Annotated in this window: 14 protein-coding genes; 2 read left to right on the plus strand and 12 right to left on the minus strand. The window is 68.8% G+C overall.

Features of this window, described 5'->3' with window-relative positions; translation table 11 throughout:
* Positions 1-69 precede the first annotated feature (69 nt).
* The gene (locus tag ACZ7OY_RS29295) at positions 70-861 is read right to left on the minus strand and encodes a helix-turn-helix domain-containing protein (RefSeq protein WP_471914163.1); all 792 of its coding nucleotides are present in this window, start codon (positions 859-861) and stop codon (positions 70-72) included.
* A gap of 689 nt (positions 862-1,550) precedes the next feature.
* Between ACZ7OY_RS29295 and ACZ7OY_RS29300 the strand changes: the two genes are divergently transcribed.
* Positions 1,551-2,636 (plus strand): hypothetical protein, encoded by a 1,086-nt coding sequence (locus tag ACZ7OY_RS29300; RefSeq protein WP_471914164.1) that lies wholly within the window; start codon positions 1,551-1,553, stop codon positions 2,634-2,636.
* A gap of 381 nt (positions 2,637-3,017) precedes the next feature.
* Here ACZ7OY_RS29300 and ACZ7OY_RS29305 read toward each other — a convergent pair whose 3' ends face one another.
* From ACZ7OY_RS29305 to ACZ7OY_RS29335, 7 genes are read right to left on the minus strand one after another with little or no spacing between them, the layout of a single operon-like run.
* Entirely contained in the window at positions 3,018-3,191 is a 174-nt protein-coding gene (locus ACZ7OY_RS29305; protein WP_471914165.1) for a hypothetical protein, read from the minus strand.
* A gap of 1 nt (position 3,192) precedes the next feature.
* Entirely contained in the window at positions 3,193-7,356 is a 4,164-nt protein-coding gene (locus tag ACZ7OY_RS29310; RefSeq protein ID WP_471914166.1) for an ADP-ribosyltransferase, read from the minus strand.
* Positions 7,349-7,606, minus strand: a complete 258-nt coding sequence (locus ACZ7OY_RS29315; RefSeq protein ID WP_471914167.1) for a hypothetical protein — start codon at positions 7,604-7,606, stop codon at positions 7,349-7,351. Before ACZ7OY_RS29315 ends, ACZ7OY_RS29310 begins: the two co-directional genes overlap by 8 nt.
* On the minus strand, positions 7,599-7,841 hold the full coding sequence (locus ACZ7OY_RS29320; protein WP_471914168.1) for a hypothetical protein: 243 nt from the start codon (positions 7,839-7,841) through the stop codon (positions 7,599-7,601). The genes ACZ7OY_RS29315 and ACZ7OY_RS29320 overlap by 8 nt, the downstream gene beginning before the upstream one ends.
* On the minus strand, positions 7,834-8,031 hold the full coding sequence (locus ACZ7OY_RS29325) for a hypothetical protein (RefSeq protein WP_471914169.1): 198 nt from the start codon (positions 8,029-8,031) through the stop codon (positions 7,834-7,836). The genes ACZ7OY_RS29320 and ACZ7OY_RS29325 overlap by 8 nt, the downstream gene beginning before the upstream one ends.
* A gap of 23 nt (positions 8,032-8,054) precedes the next feature.
* Entirely contained in the window at positions 8,055-11,039 is a 2,985-nt protein-coding gene (locus ACZ7OY_RS29330) for a Hint domain-containing protein (RefSeq protein WP_471914170.1), read from the minus strand.
* Positions 11,036-11,377, minus strand: coding sequence for a DUF1360 domain-containing protein (locus ACZ7OY_RS29335; protein ID WP_471914171.1), 342 nt, complete (start codon positions 11,375-11,377; stop codon positions 11,036-11,038). The genes ACZ7OY_RS29330 and ACZ7OY_RS29335 overlap by 4 nt, the downstream gene beginning before the upstream one ends.
* A gap of 441 nt (positions 11,378-11,818) precedes the next feature.
* Between ACZ7OY_RS29335 and ACZ7OY_RS29340 the strand changes: the two genes are divergently transcribed.
* Positions 11,819-13,018 carry a PIN domain-containing protein gene (locus ACZ7OY_RS29340; RefSeq protein WP_471914172.1) on the plus strand — a complete coding sequence of 400 codons (1,200 nt, stop codon included), beginning with the start codon at positions 11,819-11,821 and terminating at the stop codon, positions 13,016-13,018.
* A gap of 43 nt (positions 13,019-13,061) precedes the next feature.
* On the opposite strand, the gene ACZ7OY_RS29345 is transcribed toward ACZ7OY_RS29340, so the two are convergent.
* The 4 genes from ACZ7OY_RS29345 to ACZ7OY_RS29360 form a co-directional block, all read right to left on the minus strand.
* On the minus strand, positions 13,062-13,292 hold the full coding sequence (locus ACZ7OY_RS29345; protein WP_471914173.1) for a hypothetical protein: 231 nt from the start codon (positions 13,290-13,292) through the stop codon (positions 13,062-13,064).
* Positions 13,293-13,499: 207 nt separating this feature from the next.
* On the minus strand, positions 13,500-14,294 hold the full coding sequence (locus ACZ7OY_RS29350; protein WP_471914174.1) for a hypothetical protein: 795 nt from the start codon (positions 14,292-14,294) through the stop codon (positions 13,500-13,502).
* An 84-nt stretch (positions 14,295-14,378) separates the two neighbouring features.
* The gene (locus tag ACZ7OY_RS29355; protein WP_471914175.1) at positions 14,379-15,080 is read right to left on the minus strand and encodes a hypothetical protein; all 702 of its coding nucleotides are present in this window, start codon (positions 15,078-15,080) and stop codon (positions 14,379-14,381) included.
* Between the two features lie 326 nt (positions 15,081-15,406).
* Positions 15,407-15,553 (minus strand): hypothetical protein, encoded by a 147-nt coding sequence (locus tag ACZ7OY_RS29360; protein WP_471914176.1) that lies wholly within the window; start codon positions 15,551-15,553, stop codon positions 15,407-15,409.
* Positions 15,554-15,578 lie beyond the last annotated feature (25 nt).

Consider the following 15,578-nt stretch of genomic DNA (forward strand, 5'->3'; position numbering starts at 1 on the left):
GGCCCAAAACCAGCGGTCGTCTGTGCCGATATTAGCCCTATGCCCTGGCAGGCAGGTTCATCGCTGTTCTCAGTAGCCCGCAAGCGGGAACCACTCCCTGTGAGGCCGACCATGGACTCGGTCCTCCAGTTCGAGGAGGGCTTTGAGGATCAGGCCCACCCAACGCTGGTTCTCCGAGTCCCCCTTGAGGACCCGCCCCACGGTGCCTTGCGGCAATCCTGTCTCACTGGAGATCATCCGCAGGCTCGGCGCTCCAGCACGCTCCCGCAGATTCCTCCACCGCTCCACCCGGTCATCATCGTGCAACAGGTGACGCAGCTGCGATGCGTACGGCTCAGGCCTCAGGACATAACCCCGCGGATCGTCGAGCGCGACCACGGGCGTGGGATTTCCCGCAGGAATCTCCTGCGGATCCCCCAGCCATAGCGCCCGTTGGTAACCGTGGACGCCCTGGTCTCCACCGAACAGATTGCCCCCAAACGTGGGCCCCTTGCCCTCAAAGGTGAACGGCCGCGAACGAACGTCGTCATCCGGGCCGTCGCACACGGGAAGCTCCAACGCCTCGACCTGTTTGGCCAAGCGGTGCCGTTCAACCTCGTCCTCTGTCGCGCTGCGGCGCGCGAGCCACTCTCTTTCGTCGCCACCCCACGCGCGCACGAGGGCAGCAAGCACCGGGACCGTCGGAATGCGCGTGCCCCTCATTGCGGCGTACAGCGTCGACTTCGGGATGTGGTTTTCGGCCGCAATGGCCTCGACCGTCTTGGCATCGAAGCCGGCCTCGTCCCGTAACCGGCGGAGAGCAAGAGCGAATCGAGCCTGCGGGCCGTCTTGGGGGTCGAGGGGCGTTGAGCGACGCGGCATCTGGTCTACACCTGTTGTCTCGCATAAAGCGCGGTTTGTCGGCGTATTGTCCCGACCCCCTCGTAGGGCGGCAAGAGCGCGGCGAGACTTGAACCATGAATTTGGCGGTCACCAGGCGCCTCTGCCTCGCAAGCATCGTGAGGACGCCTGGCGACCGGACCGCCGCTCTCGCGGCAGATAGGACGACAACAGTGCTAACGCCCTCCAACCATGATGGCCCTCGCCACCCCCTCCACCGCAAGCCCCGTCTCAGGTCCGTCCTCGTAGGCGTGGTGGTGGTAGTAGCCGCTTCAGTCCTCCCGCCGGACCACGTGAGCGCCGTCGCTACAGCGGTCGGCGCTGCCGCAGCCTTGGCGGCGACGAGGCGCGGCGCCAGGGAGGCCGGGCTGACGTTCGGCTGACCCTGGACTGCGGCGAGGCCCTTCAGTTCCGACTGGCGGGCCTCACTGCATCGCGGCCACCCGCTTGCCGCTCACGTCGGCGCCACACTTCAGGGAGGGCCGTCACGGCAGGCTCGCCTCGGGCGTCATCTGATCGCCGATCAAACCGAATACACAGAAGGTTCGTTCGCTGGATCGTCCGGCTCACGCCTTGCGCCCGGTAACACTTCCCCCAGGTCGGCGAGTCGACTTCTACGAGGTACCGCCGCGAAGTTGACAGAACGTCGACCTCAGGGAGACCCTTTAAGCATGTCAACTTCCAGCACGAGCCCAGGATTCGGCTCTCCCGACAAGGCGGCGTACGACGCGGCACCCGGGCATCTCGTGAGCCAGGCCAAGCGGCTGCTGGACCAGGCACAGCTCCTCGTCGAACGCGCGGTCATCGCCGAGCGCATGAAGGGCACCTCTTGGGAGGCGATCGGCACCGTACTCGACGGTGTCACTAAGTCCGCTGCCCAGAAGCGCTTCGGTCAGCGCACCGGAGACTGGATGACGGAAGCCATTGAGCAGGGGCAAGGCCCGGAGATTGAGGCCTTGTTCGGCGCCGCATGGACGGAGTTGGCCAACCAGTGGCAGAACGCCGACAGAATCATCCACTTGCAAGAGCACATTGCAGCCCTGAGTAACGCCACCGCTGCCGCGTCGGGCGCCGTCGTCAGCAGCGGCGACAGCGACAGCCAGTACTGGTTCCCGCGCCTGAACAAGATGGCCCACGCCTTTGCCTCGCAGGCTGATGGCGACGTCTCTGGGGTCGACGTCGGACGTCACACCGTCGTCCAGGTAAAAACGTATCCGGCCTATCCCGGTCCGCAGGCCGTCGGGACCTGTCCGCACTGCGCCGCGAAGCCTTCTGAAGAGAACCAGCCTGCTGGCGAGAGCGGACAGGATTCCTCCTCCGAACGTCTCGACCAGCTGGAGGATCGGGTCCGCACGCTGGAAGCACGCGCGTTCGCGGCGGACAGCTGGGCTCGCACGGAAGAGCGGAGAGCGGCCGCCCGAACAAGCCGTCGCAACCTCCCGCCCCATGCGGTGGGGGAAGGGCCACCCTTGCCGGGATATCCGTCCCCCACCCACTCGGTAAGCGTCCAGCAGCAGTCCGCCGCAGCGTCGAGCCCCGACCGCCCCTCCGAGCCCGCGGGGCACTTCATCACCTGGGTCAGCAAAGCGGACCTGGACCGTCTGGGCGACCTGCGTGCCGTGGCGCCGATCATCACGCACTACCCCACGAGGCCAAGCCTCAGGGAAACCTGGGCTGGGGACGAAGAGGTCCAGCGCTCGCCGGAGGCTGTGACCGCCGCCCCGCCCTCGGAGGCCGCGGAGAGCGAACGGCGCTGAAAAAGCTTCCGCCGCCCCTGGCAATCCCGCGAAGAAGCACCAGTGGGCGGCGGCGGATCAATACCCACCAGTTGAAGGGAAGGTAAGTCGACCCATGTCCAGTATTACTCCGTCGTCAAGTCCTGGCGCCGGACCGGAGGGCCCGAAGCGGCTGGATCTCGCATTGGCCGGGGCCTACGCGGCGGGGTACTCCGCTGCGCTCGGTGCTGGGGCCGGGCTGTCCCCCGCTATGACCGTGTCGCAGGTGACGGCGGCAGCGGTGTGCTGGTTCATCTGGAGGCGCCAGCGCTCGTGATGCCGTAGGCGTGCGTGGGGCCCGTACCGGATGGTGCGGGCCCCTCCGTACGTACGGCCCCGGGCCTGGTCGCAAGCGGCGCGGCCCTACGAGGTGGAGTCTTTCGGGGGGACTTCGCGGAGGGTGCTTCCGGGGTAGCGCTTGCCGACGGTCTCGGCGGTCGGCTTGCTGGCCGAGGTGAACACGACCTTCTCCTTGCCGTCGGTGGTGACGACGACTTCGTACCGGGCCTTGTTGCCCTTCTGGCAGCTGCACGCCATCTCAGGTCAGTCCGTTCTGTGCGGCAAGGGTGACGGGCTCTTGGGCGACGAGGGCGGCCATGGCGGCGATCTCGGCGCGGCGGTCGTCCTGGCGCCGGGTCACGGCGTCGGCGATCAGGTCGATGAGGGGGCCGCCGGCGAGGGCTGCGGCGAGGGCCTCTACGTCTACGGCGACGGCCGGTGCGGGCTCGGCATCCGGATGCTGTCCGGATGCGATGTCCGGACGCTGTCCCGGCAGGTCAGCTGGGGTGGCTGTCGAGGTCCCGGATACGGTCCGGGCACCATCCGGACGGGCATCCGGATGGGCATCCGGATCCTGTCCGGACGGGTCGTCCAGGGCGGGGAGGAGGCCGGCCGCGGAGGCTGCGAGCGCCAGGTTCGACCGCTCCGCCACGGTGGGGAGCATCGCCGCGAGGAGCGCGGAGGAGTGGCCGGGCACCGGCACGGTCAGGACCGCGCGGAGCTGCCACTTGCCGCCGTGCGCCTGCCGCAGGTGGTACGACGGCTGGCAGGCGGCGAAGACCGCCCGGTCCCACTCGGACAGCCACGGCGCGGCCGCGCCGGAGAACCACAGGCCGCCGTCGTTCATGCCGACCGTGACGATCGCCCCGACGGTCCTCGTGTCGTCGAACTGGCAGGCTGCGGTCTCGCACTCGGCACCGTCGCGGTGGTGGCCAACGTTCATGGTCATCGCCCCGGCCTTGATGTACGAGCCGTCATCGAGGGCGAACCGGGCCCGCAGGAAGTGCGTCAGGTCGAGCACTCCCAGGCTTTCGATCGTCAGGTTCTTGCCGGGGTAGCCCGCGTGGGGCTCACCGGCCTGGGCGACCCACCCGTACACGCGGCCGTCCTTGTAGTGGACGCCGCCGGACCCGGGCGGGAGTTCGTCTGCGGTCGGCTCGGCGAACCAGGCGGTGGGCATCGGGTCGAGGCCCTGCATGGCCGTCCACGCCGACGCCACGAGGTCATCGTCCTCGGCGGAGGCGCGACGGTCGATGACGAGGCTGTCTGGGTCCCAGTCGGAGATGCGCTCTTCGAACTGGTCAGCTGTGGCTGCGGTGATCTTCTCGGGTGCGGGCTGCGCGGTGCTGCTCTCGGACGAGGCGACCCGGCCGTTGATGATCTCCACGTCGTAGACGGCGGTCTGCAACGGGTCTTCCGGCTCGTTGGCAGCCGTGACGCGGAACTGCGTGCCCGGGGGCAGGATGAACTCCGCCTCGGACGCCTCGCCGCCCAGGCTCGTCACGCTCAGGGCCTGCGTGCCCGACGGGGCGGTGATCCGGAACAGAGAGCCTCCGACGCCCGTCATCGAGCTGGCCACGCTCTCGTCCTCGGAGGTGCTGCTGAACCCGCGGTCGTGGAAGACGTCGCCCGGCTGGAGACCGATCCGCAGCTGCCGAGTCCCCCGGAAGAGCGTCATCTCCTCCGGGAGCGGGTCCTGGAGCGCGATGAGGTCTTCCAGGGCGGCGATCTGATCCCGGGTCTCGTCCAGCGTGGACCGCTGGGGATCGGCTCCAGACCGCAGGTGGCTGTTCATGTCGCGGTAGCCGCTGCCCATGTAGTCGAGCATGGCGTCTTCGTGCTGGTCCTCGGTGAACCGGTTGCTGCCGAGCCAGCCGCCGCTGGCGTGATGGGTCTTTCGGGTTCTGGCCGCGTTGCGGCCGCTCGGGTGGAACTTGCGGTAGCTGGGCCGTCCCTTGGTGCCGTGGAAGGTGCTCTCCGCGATGCGGTCCTCGGCGCTCGCGGTGGGCTCTTCGTGGCCCTCGGGCATGGACGACGGGCCGCAGAACAGGCCCGGGGCGAGGCGGATGATCCTGCCGTCCTTCGCCGCGCCGTTGAGGTGTCCGCGCGCGGTGCTCATGGCGATGCCGAGGGCGCGGGAGACGTCGCGGGCTCCGACGGCCCCCGGGGAGGTGATCACGTAGACGACGACGCGGTCTCGGGTCTCCCCGGCCGCCGTGATGGTCGGCACGGGTGCGGCGGCGGTCTCGTCGAGCGGGTCGAGGACGATCCGGGCGTCCTTGAACGCCGGCATCGACACCAAGGTCGCGCCGCGCAGCCGGGCGCGGGTGATCCGCACCAGGACATCCCCGGCCTTCATCTCGTGGACGACGAGACCGGCGTCCGGGTCGTCGGCGTCGCCTGCCGCCGCGGTGAGGACACCGGTCCCGGCGAACGCGTCCCGGACGACGCTCGCGGTCAGGGCGCCGCCCGGTCCGGTGATCAGCTGGAGGTCGTAGCGGGACCGGGAGAGCGCGCCGTCGGACGCGGTCCACTCGGCGCGGGTCGACGCGGACAGCATCACGGACCCGTCGTCCATCGGCAGCAGCGAGGCGTGCGGCAGCACGGCGGACGCGAACAGGTACTCCGCGTCCTCGGGGCCGAGGGTCTTGTCGACGAACTGGATGTCGACGTCGTCCAGGTCGACGCTGATGCCGAGCGGGGCGCCCTCCTCGAGGAGCTGGATGGCGTCGGCACCGGCCGGCCGGGTCGCGTACAGCGGGCCGGTGGCGGTGATGCGGTTGCCGTCTCGCTTCACGGTCCTGATGGCCCCGGCGAGTTCGGCGCCTTGGTGGCCCATCAGCATCTCGTCGGCGTACTGGAGCGGCATCGGGCTCCGGTCCCACTGGATGGCGCCCTTGGCGAAGATCCTGCCGTCGCCGGTCTCCTGGTCCTCGAAGGCGATGGCGGTGTCGTCGGGCGTCGACCATGTGCGGACCGCCGTCGCGGGGGCGGCCTGGACGGCATCGGTGGCCATGAGTTCTTCCTCCTGCTGGGGGCCGAGGGGGATGTCCGTGTGGTCGCCGGCGAAGGCGAGGCGGATGCGGTCGAACGTGATGCCGCCGATGCGGTCGACCAGCTCGGGCAGCACGCTCGCGTCGTCGCCGTACTGGGCGCACACGTGCGGCACCCACGGGGAGTGCTGCACGGGCATGTCCGGCCGCTCGTGGGTGTCTTCCAGGGCCCCGGTGACGAGGTTCCGGACGTGCTCCAGGGCCGGGGCGTCGTCGGGCCGGTCGCGGTCGTCGCCGACGGCCCACACCCAGGACGGGGTCTTGCTGTCTGGGTTCCAGTGGTTCACGCCGAACGCTCGGGCCGTGAACGAGCCAGGCAGACCGGTGACGGCGTCGCGGACCAGGCCGGTCAGTTCGTTGCGCTGGTCCTCGGTCCAGGCGGCGCCGTCGTCGCCGAGGAAGTACAGCGTCAGGTGCAGCTCGTCGGCTTCTTCGCCCCCTTCGATCGCGAGGCGGGCGGCGTCGTCAGCGGTGGGCAGGAGGGCGATCATTCCGCCCATGAGGTGACTCCCATCAGCGGCGGCCGTGCGGCCGTCCCGTCTTGCTTCTGAAATTCCGGTCGCAGGCGCCTCCTGAGATTCGAAGGCTGCGGCGCTGGTCTCGGGGTGGACGGCAACGATGCACCGGCAGTTCACGACCTGCGCCGCCGGGGCTGTCGGGTCGTGGGGGGCGTCCATCTTCACGTCGCCGACTTGGAACGGCTCGTCCAGGAGGCGGATCTGCCCGTTCGCGTCGCGGTGGTCGTGCCGTACCCGGTCGTCGCGCCGGCTGAGCCACTGCTTCACGATCGGCGCGGGGCTGCCGGTGGCGTCACGGGCCGCGCCGAGGGTGGCCGTGTTCCAGGCCCGGCCAGCTTCGGTGCGAGCGATGCGTTCCTCGCGCATCTCCCCGAGCTGGGCGCCTTCACGGGCGAACGCTGCACGGAGGCGGACCCGGAGCTGCTCCAGGTCCTCCCCTGCGTCGACACCGGCGGCCAGCTCCTCGCGGGCGACCTCGGCGAGACGGTCGCCGACCGCGCGCAGCAGGTGCTGCGTGATGTCCACGTACTCCGACATGGCCGGGGGGAGGTCGCGGCCGTCGTCGTACCGGCCGGGCAGGTCTTCCCACTCCGGGGGCAGGTCGCTGTCGGTGGCGTCGGCGGTGTGCTCGGCGGCCTGCTCGGAGACGCGCAGGAGGCGGCGCACGATGCGCGGCATCCGGTCCGTGAACATCCGGGCGATGCGGGACACGGAGAACCGTGCGGCGACCAGCTCGGTGGCGTCGGCGAGCTGGTGGGCGAACTCGTCGGCGACCTCCGTCAGTACGGCCGAGACCTCTTTGGCCACAGCGTCCTCGGCGTCCAGCAGGAGCTGTGCCAGTTCCTTATCCATCGGTGCCCTCCGGCGTTGAACCGGCGAGGGTCACGCTGCCGTCGGCTGCGCGCAGGAACATCCACATCCCGAGCGGGATGGTCCCGTACGAGGTGCGGCCGGTGAGGGTGACGTAGACGCTGGCTTCCTCACCGTCGGGGAGCAGGTCGAAGTAGGCGACCGCCACGGTGGCGGCGTTCTCGATCAGGCCGACGATCGGGGCCGCGCTCTCGGGCGAGGCCTCATCCGTCACGAACGCGGGATCAGCCACCGGCGCTCACCGCCTCCGCCTCGGGGCTGGAGCTCGGCGCTCGGTCCAGGGTGGGCGACTCGTCGGCGGCCTCGTTGTCCCGCTGCCGCCAGGCGAGGAGTTCTTCCCAGACTTCGCGACCTGGGCAGCGGGAGCACCAGCCGAACGTGCGGTGCCCGGCCCGCGAGTGGCCGGACGGCGCCGTCTGGAGCCTGACCGGCTCGTCAACGGCTGGCTCGTCAGGGGTGTCACACATGGGGTTCCTCCTCGCCATCGCGCTCGTCGCAGATCTCGCACGCGGTCCACGTGCCGATCACGGACACCCCGCCGGGGGTGAGCATCAGGACGTCGCCGGTGAAGCGGGTCCAGGCCTTGCAGGTGGGGCACCAGTCCTCGCGGGCCGAGCCGGGGACGACGTGGATGGTCAGGGGTGGCGTGTCAGCCACGGTGGTTCTCCCTCGCTGGCCGGTCATGCCGCCAGTCCCACGCAGGAGGTGACGACGGCGGGCACCACGTCGTAGGAGTGCTCGATGCCAGCGGCGATGAGCTCACGGGCGTACGCGTCGAGGGCGGCGGTGAGGCATGAGGAGTCGACCTGGTACCGCTTGGCGATCTCGGGGACGCGCGCCCAGGCGCCGTCGAGGAGGCGGAACTGCTCGACTTGGCCGGGCTCGACGCGGATCTCGGTGTGGAGGGCGGCGGCTTGGATCTCCCGGGCGCGACCGCGCTCGCTGCGGGGGCAGGCGGGGGTCCGGATCAGCTTGTCCCCGGCCGAGGACAGGGCGGCCCAGATCAGGCCGTCTGCGGCTGCGAGGAGTCCCGGGCTGGGTGCGGGCCGGGCGGAGGCGGGCAAGCTGTCGGGCTCCTCTTGGGTCTCGTCGACCGGCAGGTCGGGCTTCGGCCTGGGCTGGTCCTCGCCCTGCTCCTGCTCCTGCTCCTGGTCCTGGTCCTGTGACTGGTCGTCGGCGGGCTGCGGCTTGCGGGCGGTCTGCTCCTCGGCGGTGGGGGCGTCAGACTCTTCGAAGCCGGTCTCACGACGCAGAGCCATGGCGCTGATGACGCCTCGGTCGTACGCCTGGAGGGCGGTCTCGCTGCGGTTGGTGCGTACGCGCAGGCCGGCGGTGTCGTACCAGACGAGCCAGCGGTGCCAGTCCTCGACGTTCTCGGCCTGGAGGAGGGGGCGCAGCCACTGCTGGGTGAGGGCGTGCGCGACGGTCTGAAGCTTGGGCTCGATGCCCATGCGGATCGCCTCGGACGTCAGCATCCAGGCGGAGTTGCCGGTGAAGAACACCGATCCGCCATCGCGGGCCAACCAGGTGCCGTTCGGGGTCATCGGGCACCACACGGTGCCCGTGTACTCCTCCTCCGCCAGGTGCTTAGCCTGCGGGGCGAAGGCCGTACTGTCCGACACCGAGACGACGTGCTGCGTCCTCTCGCGGGGGCCGTTGGCCGACACACCCAGGCCGGTGTGCGTTCGGCGCAGCGCGGACCGGCCGGACAAGATGACGGCCAGCTCGAAGGCGTCGAGCATCGCCGGGTCCTTCTGCACTAGGAGTGGCGTCCGGCCGTGCATGAGATGGCCGTCGCCGCGCACGGCAGTGTCGATGAACAGCTCCAGCTGTGACGGTGTCAGCTGGCGTACGAAGCCGAGGCGGACCAAGCGCTCAGGGGCGTGGTCAACGATGACGGCGGATGCTGCGGCGTTCAGCCGGAACATGGTCATCGGGCTGCTGCCGTTGCGGCGGCCGATCTTGCGCCAGCGGGGCGTCTCGTCGCCAGTCTTGGCCTCGGCCGTCAGGTACTTCTTGACCATCGGGGCCGAGACGCCGATCTCGCGGGCGATCGCCGCCAGCGACATCTTCGGGTTCTCGTGACGCAGTCGGCGGGCCTCGGCTCGCCGCGCCTCGGATTCCGGGGTGGAATACCGGCCGCCCTTGTCGAGCTTCTCACTGGCCGGCCCGAAGAGACTGGTCAGCGCCCGCTCGATCCGGGCCACGTTGTCCGGGTTCGCCTCGTGGGACTGGTAGATGTCCACGCGGGTGGACTTACGGCCTTCACGCAAGTCGCAACGGCCCTCGGTGAAGAACCAGGCGACCAGTTCCACGAGTGCGTCAGCGTATTTCGGTTCGGTCGGCAGGTCGGCATGCGGTGCGGCCAACACGATGCGTTCGAGGCTGTGTCTGGCGCCTCCTCTCGCGCGGTCGGCCAAGAGGTCACCGCTGGTCGTCCATGCCCGCCCTTGGTGCTCTGGGCGGCCAGTGAGGATGGGCCAGCGGTGCGCCGCGGTGGTGAGGGACCTGTGCCGCCTGCCCTTGATGCGGACCATCGGCTCGTTGACGACCTGCCATCTGAAGACCTGCTGGAGGGGCTGCCATTCGGACAGACCAGTGTCGTGATTGAGCGTGAGGACCAGTTCGCCCTCTTCGAGTTGATCGTGCGTCTTCCACCCGTTTTCGGTCATGATCTGCACAGTGGGCAAAGTACACCAGTGGTTTCCATCGCCCAGGCCAAGCAGGATCTCGGCCGGGACTTCCAAGCCTGTGGCGAACCGCTTGATCGCTTCCTCGCGGAGCTTCAGCGCCAACTCGTCGAAGTTGCTCTCGAACGTCAGCAGCTTGAAGTCGGAGATCGAGTCGGCGGGGACTTCGAGGACGATCGGGACGGTGGCGGCCGCGCTCTCGGGCTCACGGATCGCCGTCTCGGCGATCATCATCAGCACTTCGATCAGGTCGTCCTCGGCGTCGCCCTGGCCGGGCCGGGTCGGGAAGCGGACGCCCTTGGGGACGAGGAGGAGGCCGCGCCCGGTGAGCCGGGAACGGGCGATCGCCTTCACTGCACTGTTCAGCAGGAGCAGCTCTTCGAGGAGGTCGATGCTGGCCCGCACGGGGCTGTCGGCTTCGATGGAGTGCTCGGGGTCGGGCTCCCACACGCGGAGGGCGACGGGCGAGTTCGGGTCGAGGGTCTCCTCGTCGCCGGGCGGGACCTCGACGTCCTTGCCGTCGATCTCCGCGGTGAGCTTCCCGGACTTCTGGCTGACCTCGCGGGTCGACAGGACCCGCCAGTCGTGGCCGTCCTCGGGGACGTCAGGGCTGAGGACGTCGCCGTTGGGGCGTACGACGACCCAGCCTTCGCCGGTGACGGTCAGGTGCTTGCCGAACGCGCCGAGCATCTTGGACTGGCCGTCGGGGCCGCCCGCGATCTGCTGGACGATCTCCGAGGCGCGATGGTCGTCGGGGGCGGGCTCGATCGTGCCGTCGTCGGCTCGGCGGGCCGCGTAGAGGGTGGCGCCGGCCATGCCGTTGGCCATGTACGTCGCGGCGAACCGGACTTCGGGGACGGCGTGGTACAGCTGCCAGGCCCGGCCCTGCCAGCTTGCGTCGACGGCGGCCTTGGAGCCGCGGACCGTCTGGGTGACGTACCGGGCTGCTGAGCCGGTCAGCTGCCGGGTCGTCACTTCCCGACCTCGCCGAGGGTGTCGTCGATCCGGTTGAGGAGGACGGCCGCTCCTGCGACGGCGAACCACTGGATGCCGTGGACGAGGAGCGGGGCGTCGTCGAACTGGCCGGTGACGAGGAGCCAGGTCGCCAGGAGGATCCCGGACACCCACCAGCCGGTGCAGTAGACGCAGCTGATGAGCGTCAGCACCGCGGTGCGGATCGCGCTGTCGGGCTTCCTGCTGTGCCAGGCAGCGACCTGGTCGCGGGGGGCTTCGAGGATCGCGTCGTGCACGATCAGTTGGGTCGCCCGGTAGCCGGCGGCGGCGAGGACGGCGAGTTCCAGAGCATCGATCATGACCGGCCCCTTGCAGAGGATCTTGCGTTGCGACCGGGCACTATAGGTCATACGCGACAAATGCAGCCCTCAACTGATCTTCTGGGGACGGCTTTTGATCTCTCTTGTGTATCTGCGCACGGAATGCCGGGTCTGCTACAGTCCGCGACCGCGCGCCTTGAGCAAGCGCGCAACCGGGAGAACGGCACCGGCGGTCATGCCGCTACAGCGTCCGGACGGCAGGGATCACGCGCCCCCGGCCGCCGGTGCCCCCTCCTCCCGCCTGTGTCCCCCGGGCCCCCGCTGCCCCCGAGCGCGGGGGCCCGGATGCAGGCCCGCAGGGCTCTCGCCCCCATCCCCAAGCGCGAGAGCCTGGACTGTTCCGGTCCAGAAAGCCGGTGCACACATGCACCCAGTCCTGAAATCCTCAATCCCGCAGCCGCGAGACACGAGGAGCCGGACGTGATCATCCTGGACACCAGCATTCTCCGGTCGTTCAGCCCGGAGAGCAGCAGCGCCGACCTGCTGCGCGCCCTTTCAGCCATGGGGGCCGAACAGATCGCCGTCCCGTGGGTCGTCATGGAGGAACTCGCAGCCCAGCAGGCGATCAAGTACACCGAGAAGTACGAGCTGGCCAAGCAGGCCCTCGGCTCATTGCAGCAAGCCACACCATGGCAGCTGAATGCGGAACTCGATCCGTGTGACCCGGAAACGGTTCGCACGCACTGGCGCGCGCGATGGAGCGAGATCGTTCAAGTCCTGCCCACCAGCGAGACAGTCTTGCGGGAAGCGATCTTCAGGGAGGCGAACGGGCTCGCCCCGTGCAAGACGTCGAAGGGCGAGAAGACCGGTTCCCGGGATGCCGCCATCTGGCTGTCCGTCTTGGAGTACGCACGCCAGCACCCGGCAGAGACGGTCTACTTCGTCAGCGCGAACACCAGGGACTTCGGCGACGGCACGTCGTATCCCGAGCCAATGAGCGACGACGTCTTCGATGTCCGCAGCCGGCTCGTGCACTTCACCAGCTTCGATCAGGTCGTCACACACTTCACCGAGGCCGTAGCAACGGACGAGACGCTGGCAAGGAAGGCGCTGGCAGCCCCCGAAGCGGTGACAGCCATCGGGGAGGCCGCCGATCTGTGGCTTGCCTTTCAAGCGCCGTTCGACTGCACCTATGCGCTCGGGCCGAACGAGCCGGCCACTGTCTCAGCGTTCCGATGGAAGACCATCAGTGCGACCGCAACCTCTGTCGACGACTTGCAGACGTACCGCGTCGGCGATCACGAGTGGTGCACAGCGCGCGTGCAATGGCTTGCGAGGGGCTCTGTCTCTCCGCTGGACCCCGCCTCTCCGACGAACCCGGCTCGGCTGCAAGCGGGCTGCAACTGGACGACGCTGGTGTTGTTCACCGCGAACCCCGGCGATCCGCGCCTCACAGTACTGCGCGACACACCGCCACGGCCGCTCAATCACGACGAGTTCCAAGCCCTCGACCTGCCGGAATCCGCGCCGACCACCCTGGAGCAGGTGGCTGTTGAACTCATTCAGTCAACGGCGCGAACCGTCTTGGGGCTGCCCGCACCCGGGCTTCCGCGCGCCTACGAAGGAAACTTGGCCCGTCGTGCGGCCAATCTCCGCATGGGCGACACTTCCGCGGGTTGACCTGCTCGGCGGCCGAGCACGCCGCCGGGCGGACGCCCGCAGGTCAGAACAGGGCCGCTGTACCCATCGGCCCGTCCGGGGCCCGCTCCATCTCCAGTTGCGGCTCGTCCTCGCCGAACTCCATCTGGATGCCTGGCGCCTTCAGGTCGACGATCTCCAGCGAGCCATCACAGGACACGAGAGCGTCACCGAACCGACTGGGGCGCTCCAGCGGGTCGTGCCGCCACACGCGGCCCTTGCTGGGGGCGCCGGCGACGATCCCTGCGGCGATCATCCGAGTGCAGCACGGGCACTCAACCTGGGGCATCTTCACACAAACCAGTGTGCCGATGCCCGGCCTGCCGCGTACAGCAGACCGGGTATCGGAGGCCCCCTCCGGTGCAGCTACGAACGGCAGAGGCCCGCCGCGTCACACCGTCGGGCCTCCGCCCTTCCTCCCCCTACTGGCGCGCCGCCCGTACGTCCGGGCCGGTCCGGCTCATCAGTGGCTGTCGCCGCAGTTGTCGGCCTTCTTCACACGAGGAGGCTCGAACTGCAACAAGAGGTATCCACCTACGTCCGACGACTTCAGCCGTTGGCTCTCAAACAGGCCGGTCGGCGTGCGATCCCACGACTTTCCGTGGCTGTCGATGAACGTCAGATTGTCGAGTTGATCCGCAAGTACGTCCTCGCCCTTCCTGGTGACCACACCACCCCTGGGGACCAGGCTCATCTTCCCGACGTCGTAAACCTGTTCGACACAGGGAGGCAGATCGAGTCTCGGCGAGATGTAGAGTCCAGCGCCGTATTCCACAACTACTAGGTAGGCGCTCGTCACCGAGTCGAGGGAACGGTTCAGGACGTGCAGCTCACTGTTGTCGCCCGAGTTCAGCTCCTCCGTCCAGAACGTGACCTGTGACGCCTGGGCCTGTTCCTCGCGCTGACTGTCCTCCCTGGACTGGCTGAGCTGGTCCCTGGCTGTCTGCTGGGTCCAGTACGTGGCGACTGCTTGCGCCCAGAGCCCGCCGATCGCGGCGACAGCAGCAAGGGCCGCCGCGCCGATCGTGATGGTGTGGGCCCACCCGACCCTCCGCAGACGTTGCCGCAGAGTCGGCGCTGCGGGCTCGGGCTCGGGCTCGGGCTCGGGGGCAGGTTCCGGCTCGGGAGCTGGGGTGGGGTCGGGCCGCCCCTCGGGCTCGGGCCCCCGCGGTTCCGGCACGCGGGCCCGCACCACCAGCGGCGCAGGCCGGCGGCGAGCCAGTCGCAGCCGGACTCTCCGCTCGGGTCGCTCGGTCAATGGGCCCCCTCGGCTAGACGTAGGCCGCTTACGCTGGCACAAGCAGCCAAGCCCCGTGGGCACTTCGCGACGCGCTCCAGCGGGTCACATGGGCTCGCCCTGGGCCCGGCGGCGCTCAAGTTTCCGCCACTTGGTAAAGACGATCGCCGAGATCGTGACGATGGCGACGACTCCAGCGAATGCGCCCGGGATGAAGTTGAATACCGAGGATGGCCCCAGAACGAAGACAACGGGAATCGCGGTCCACATCGACCACTGGAGACACGCGTTTTGCTTTGTGTCAGGTTCGGGGATCAGCTGGTCGGTTGTCTTCGTCGCCAGCATCAGCCCTCGGACAACCCAGATGACGACTCCGACCGGAGCGAGGCACGTAGCCATGACTGCGACGAGCATGGCGCCCACGACCACCATGGCGATGCCCTTGAACAGATCGTCAAACAGGTCGGACCAGGTTCCGCCTTGGTGAGTCGGCCTTGAGGGCGTCCGTTCGTCGGCCTGTCTGGCGGCCCGCTCTTCGGCCGCTCTGGCGGTCCGCTCGTCAGCCTCTCTGGCATTTCGGGCCAAGCGCCTGGCGTTCTTCTCGAGTTCGCCGCTCCGCGCATTGGCCTTCTTGGCCGCCCGTTCCGAAAGGTCGGCATGGCGACAGGCCGAGCAGTCGTTGTGGTAGGTCATGTGGCCACAGCGGGCGTCGTTACTCGGCTTCCTGCGCGCCGACGGCTGGCCCAACTCATCAAGTTCCTGTGCAGACAGTTCGCCGCGTGCCGCCTTCCGCTGCAGATCCCGCATCCGGTCCTCATGGGCACGATCGGCCTGCCTCTGGTCCTGGGTGAAATTCTCGAACTCGCGACACCCCGGACACCAACTGTTGTACGTTACATGCATACAGCCCTGATCCACGACCCACCCCACCTCGCAGCACCCATGACCCCGGGCGCACTGATGATCAATGCGCACATGATCTACACATCATGAAGCCCTGTCAACGCCACTGACCTGCAACAATGCACTCAAGTCCGGCCTGTGCGGCATATCAGTGAAGGGGTCGTGAAGATCACGACCCAGGCTGCGGCGCCTCCCGATGGCCCGATACGCCCGAATTCCTCCCTCGCCTGTCACTTCGCGATACACCTCCCGTACGCGGCTGCCGCGCCGGTAGCCTGCGGGACCGTGGCCGACTGCGGGGCCGTCGACAGCGGCGCGTGGGCAACCGCGCCGTTGTTCGCTTCCGGGATCGAGTCGTGCAGCAGGCGGATCTCCATGCCGAGAATGCAGCGAGGCCCCCAC

Source organism: Streptomyces sp. NPDC107559, assembly GCF_055657365.1.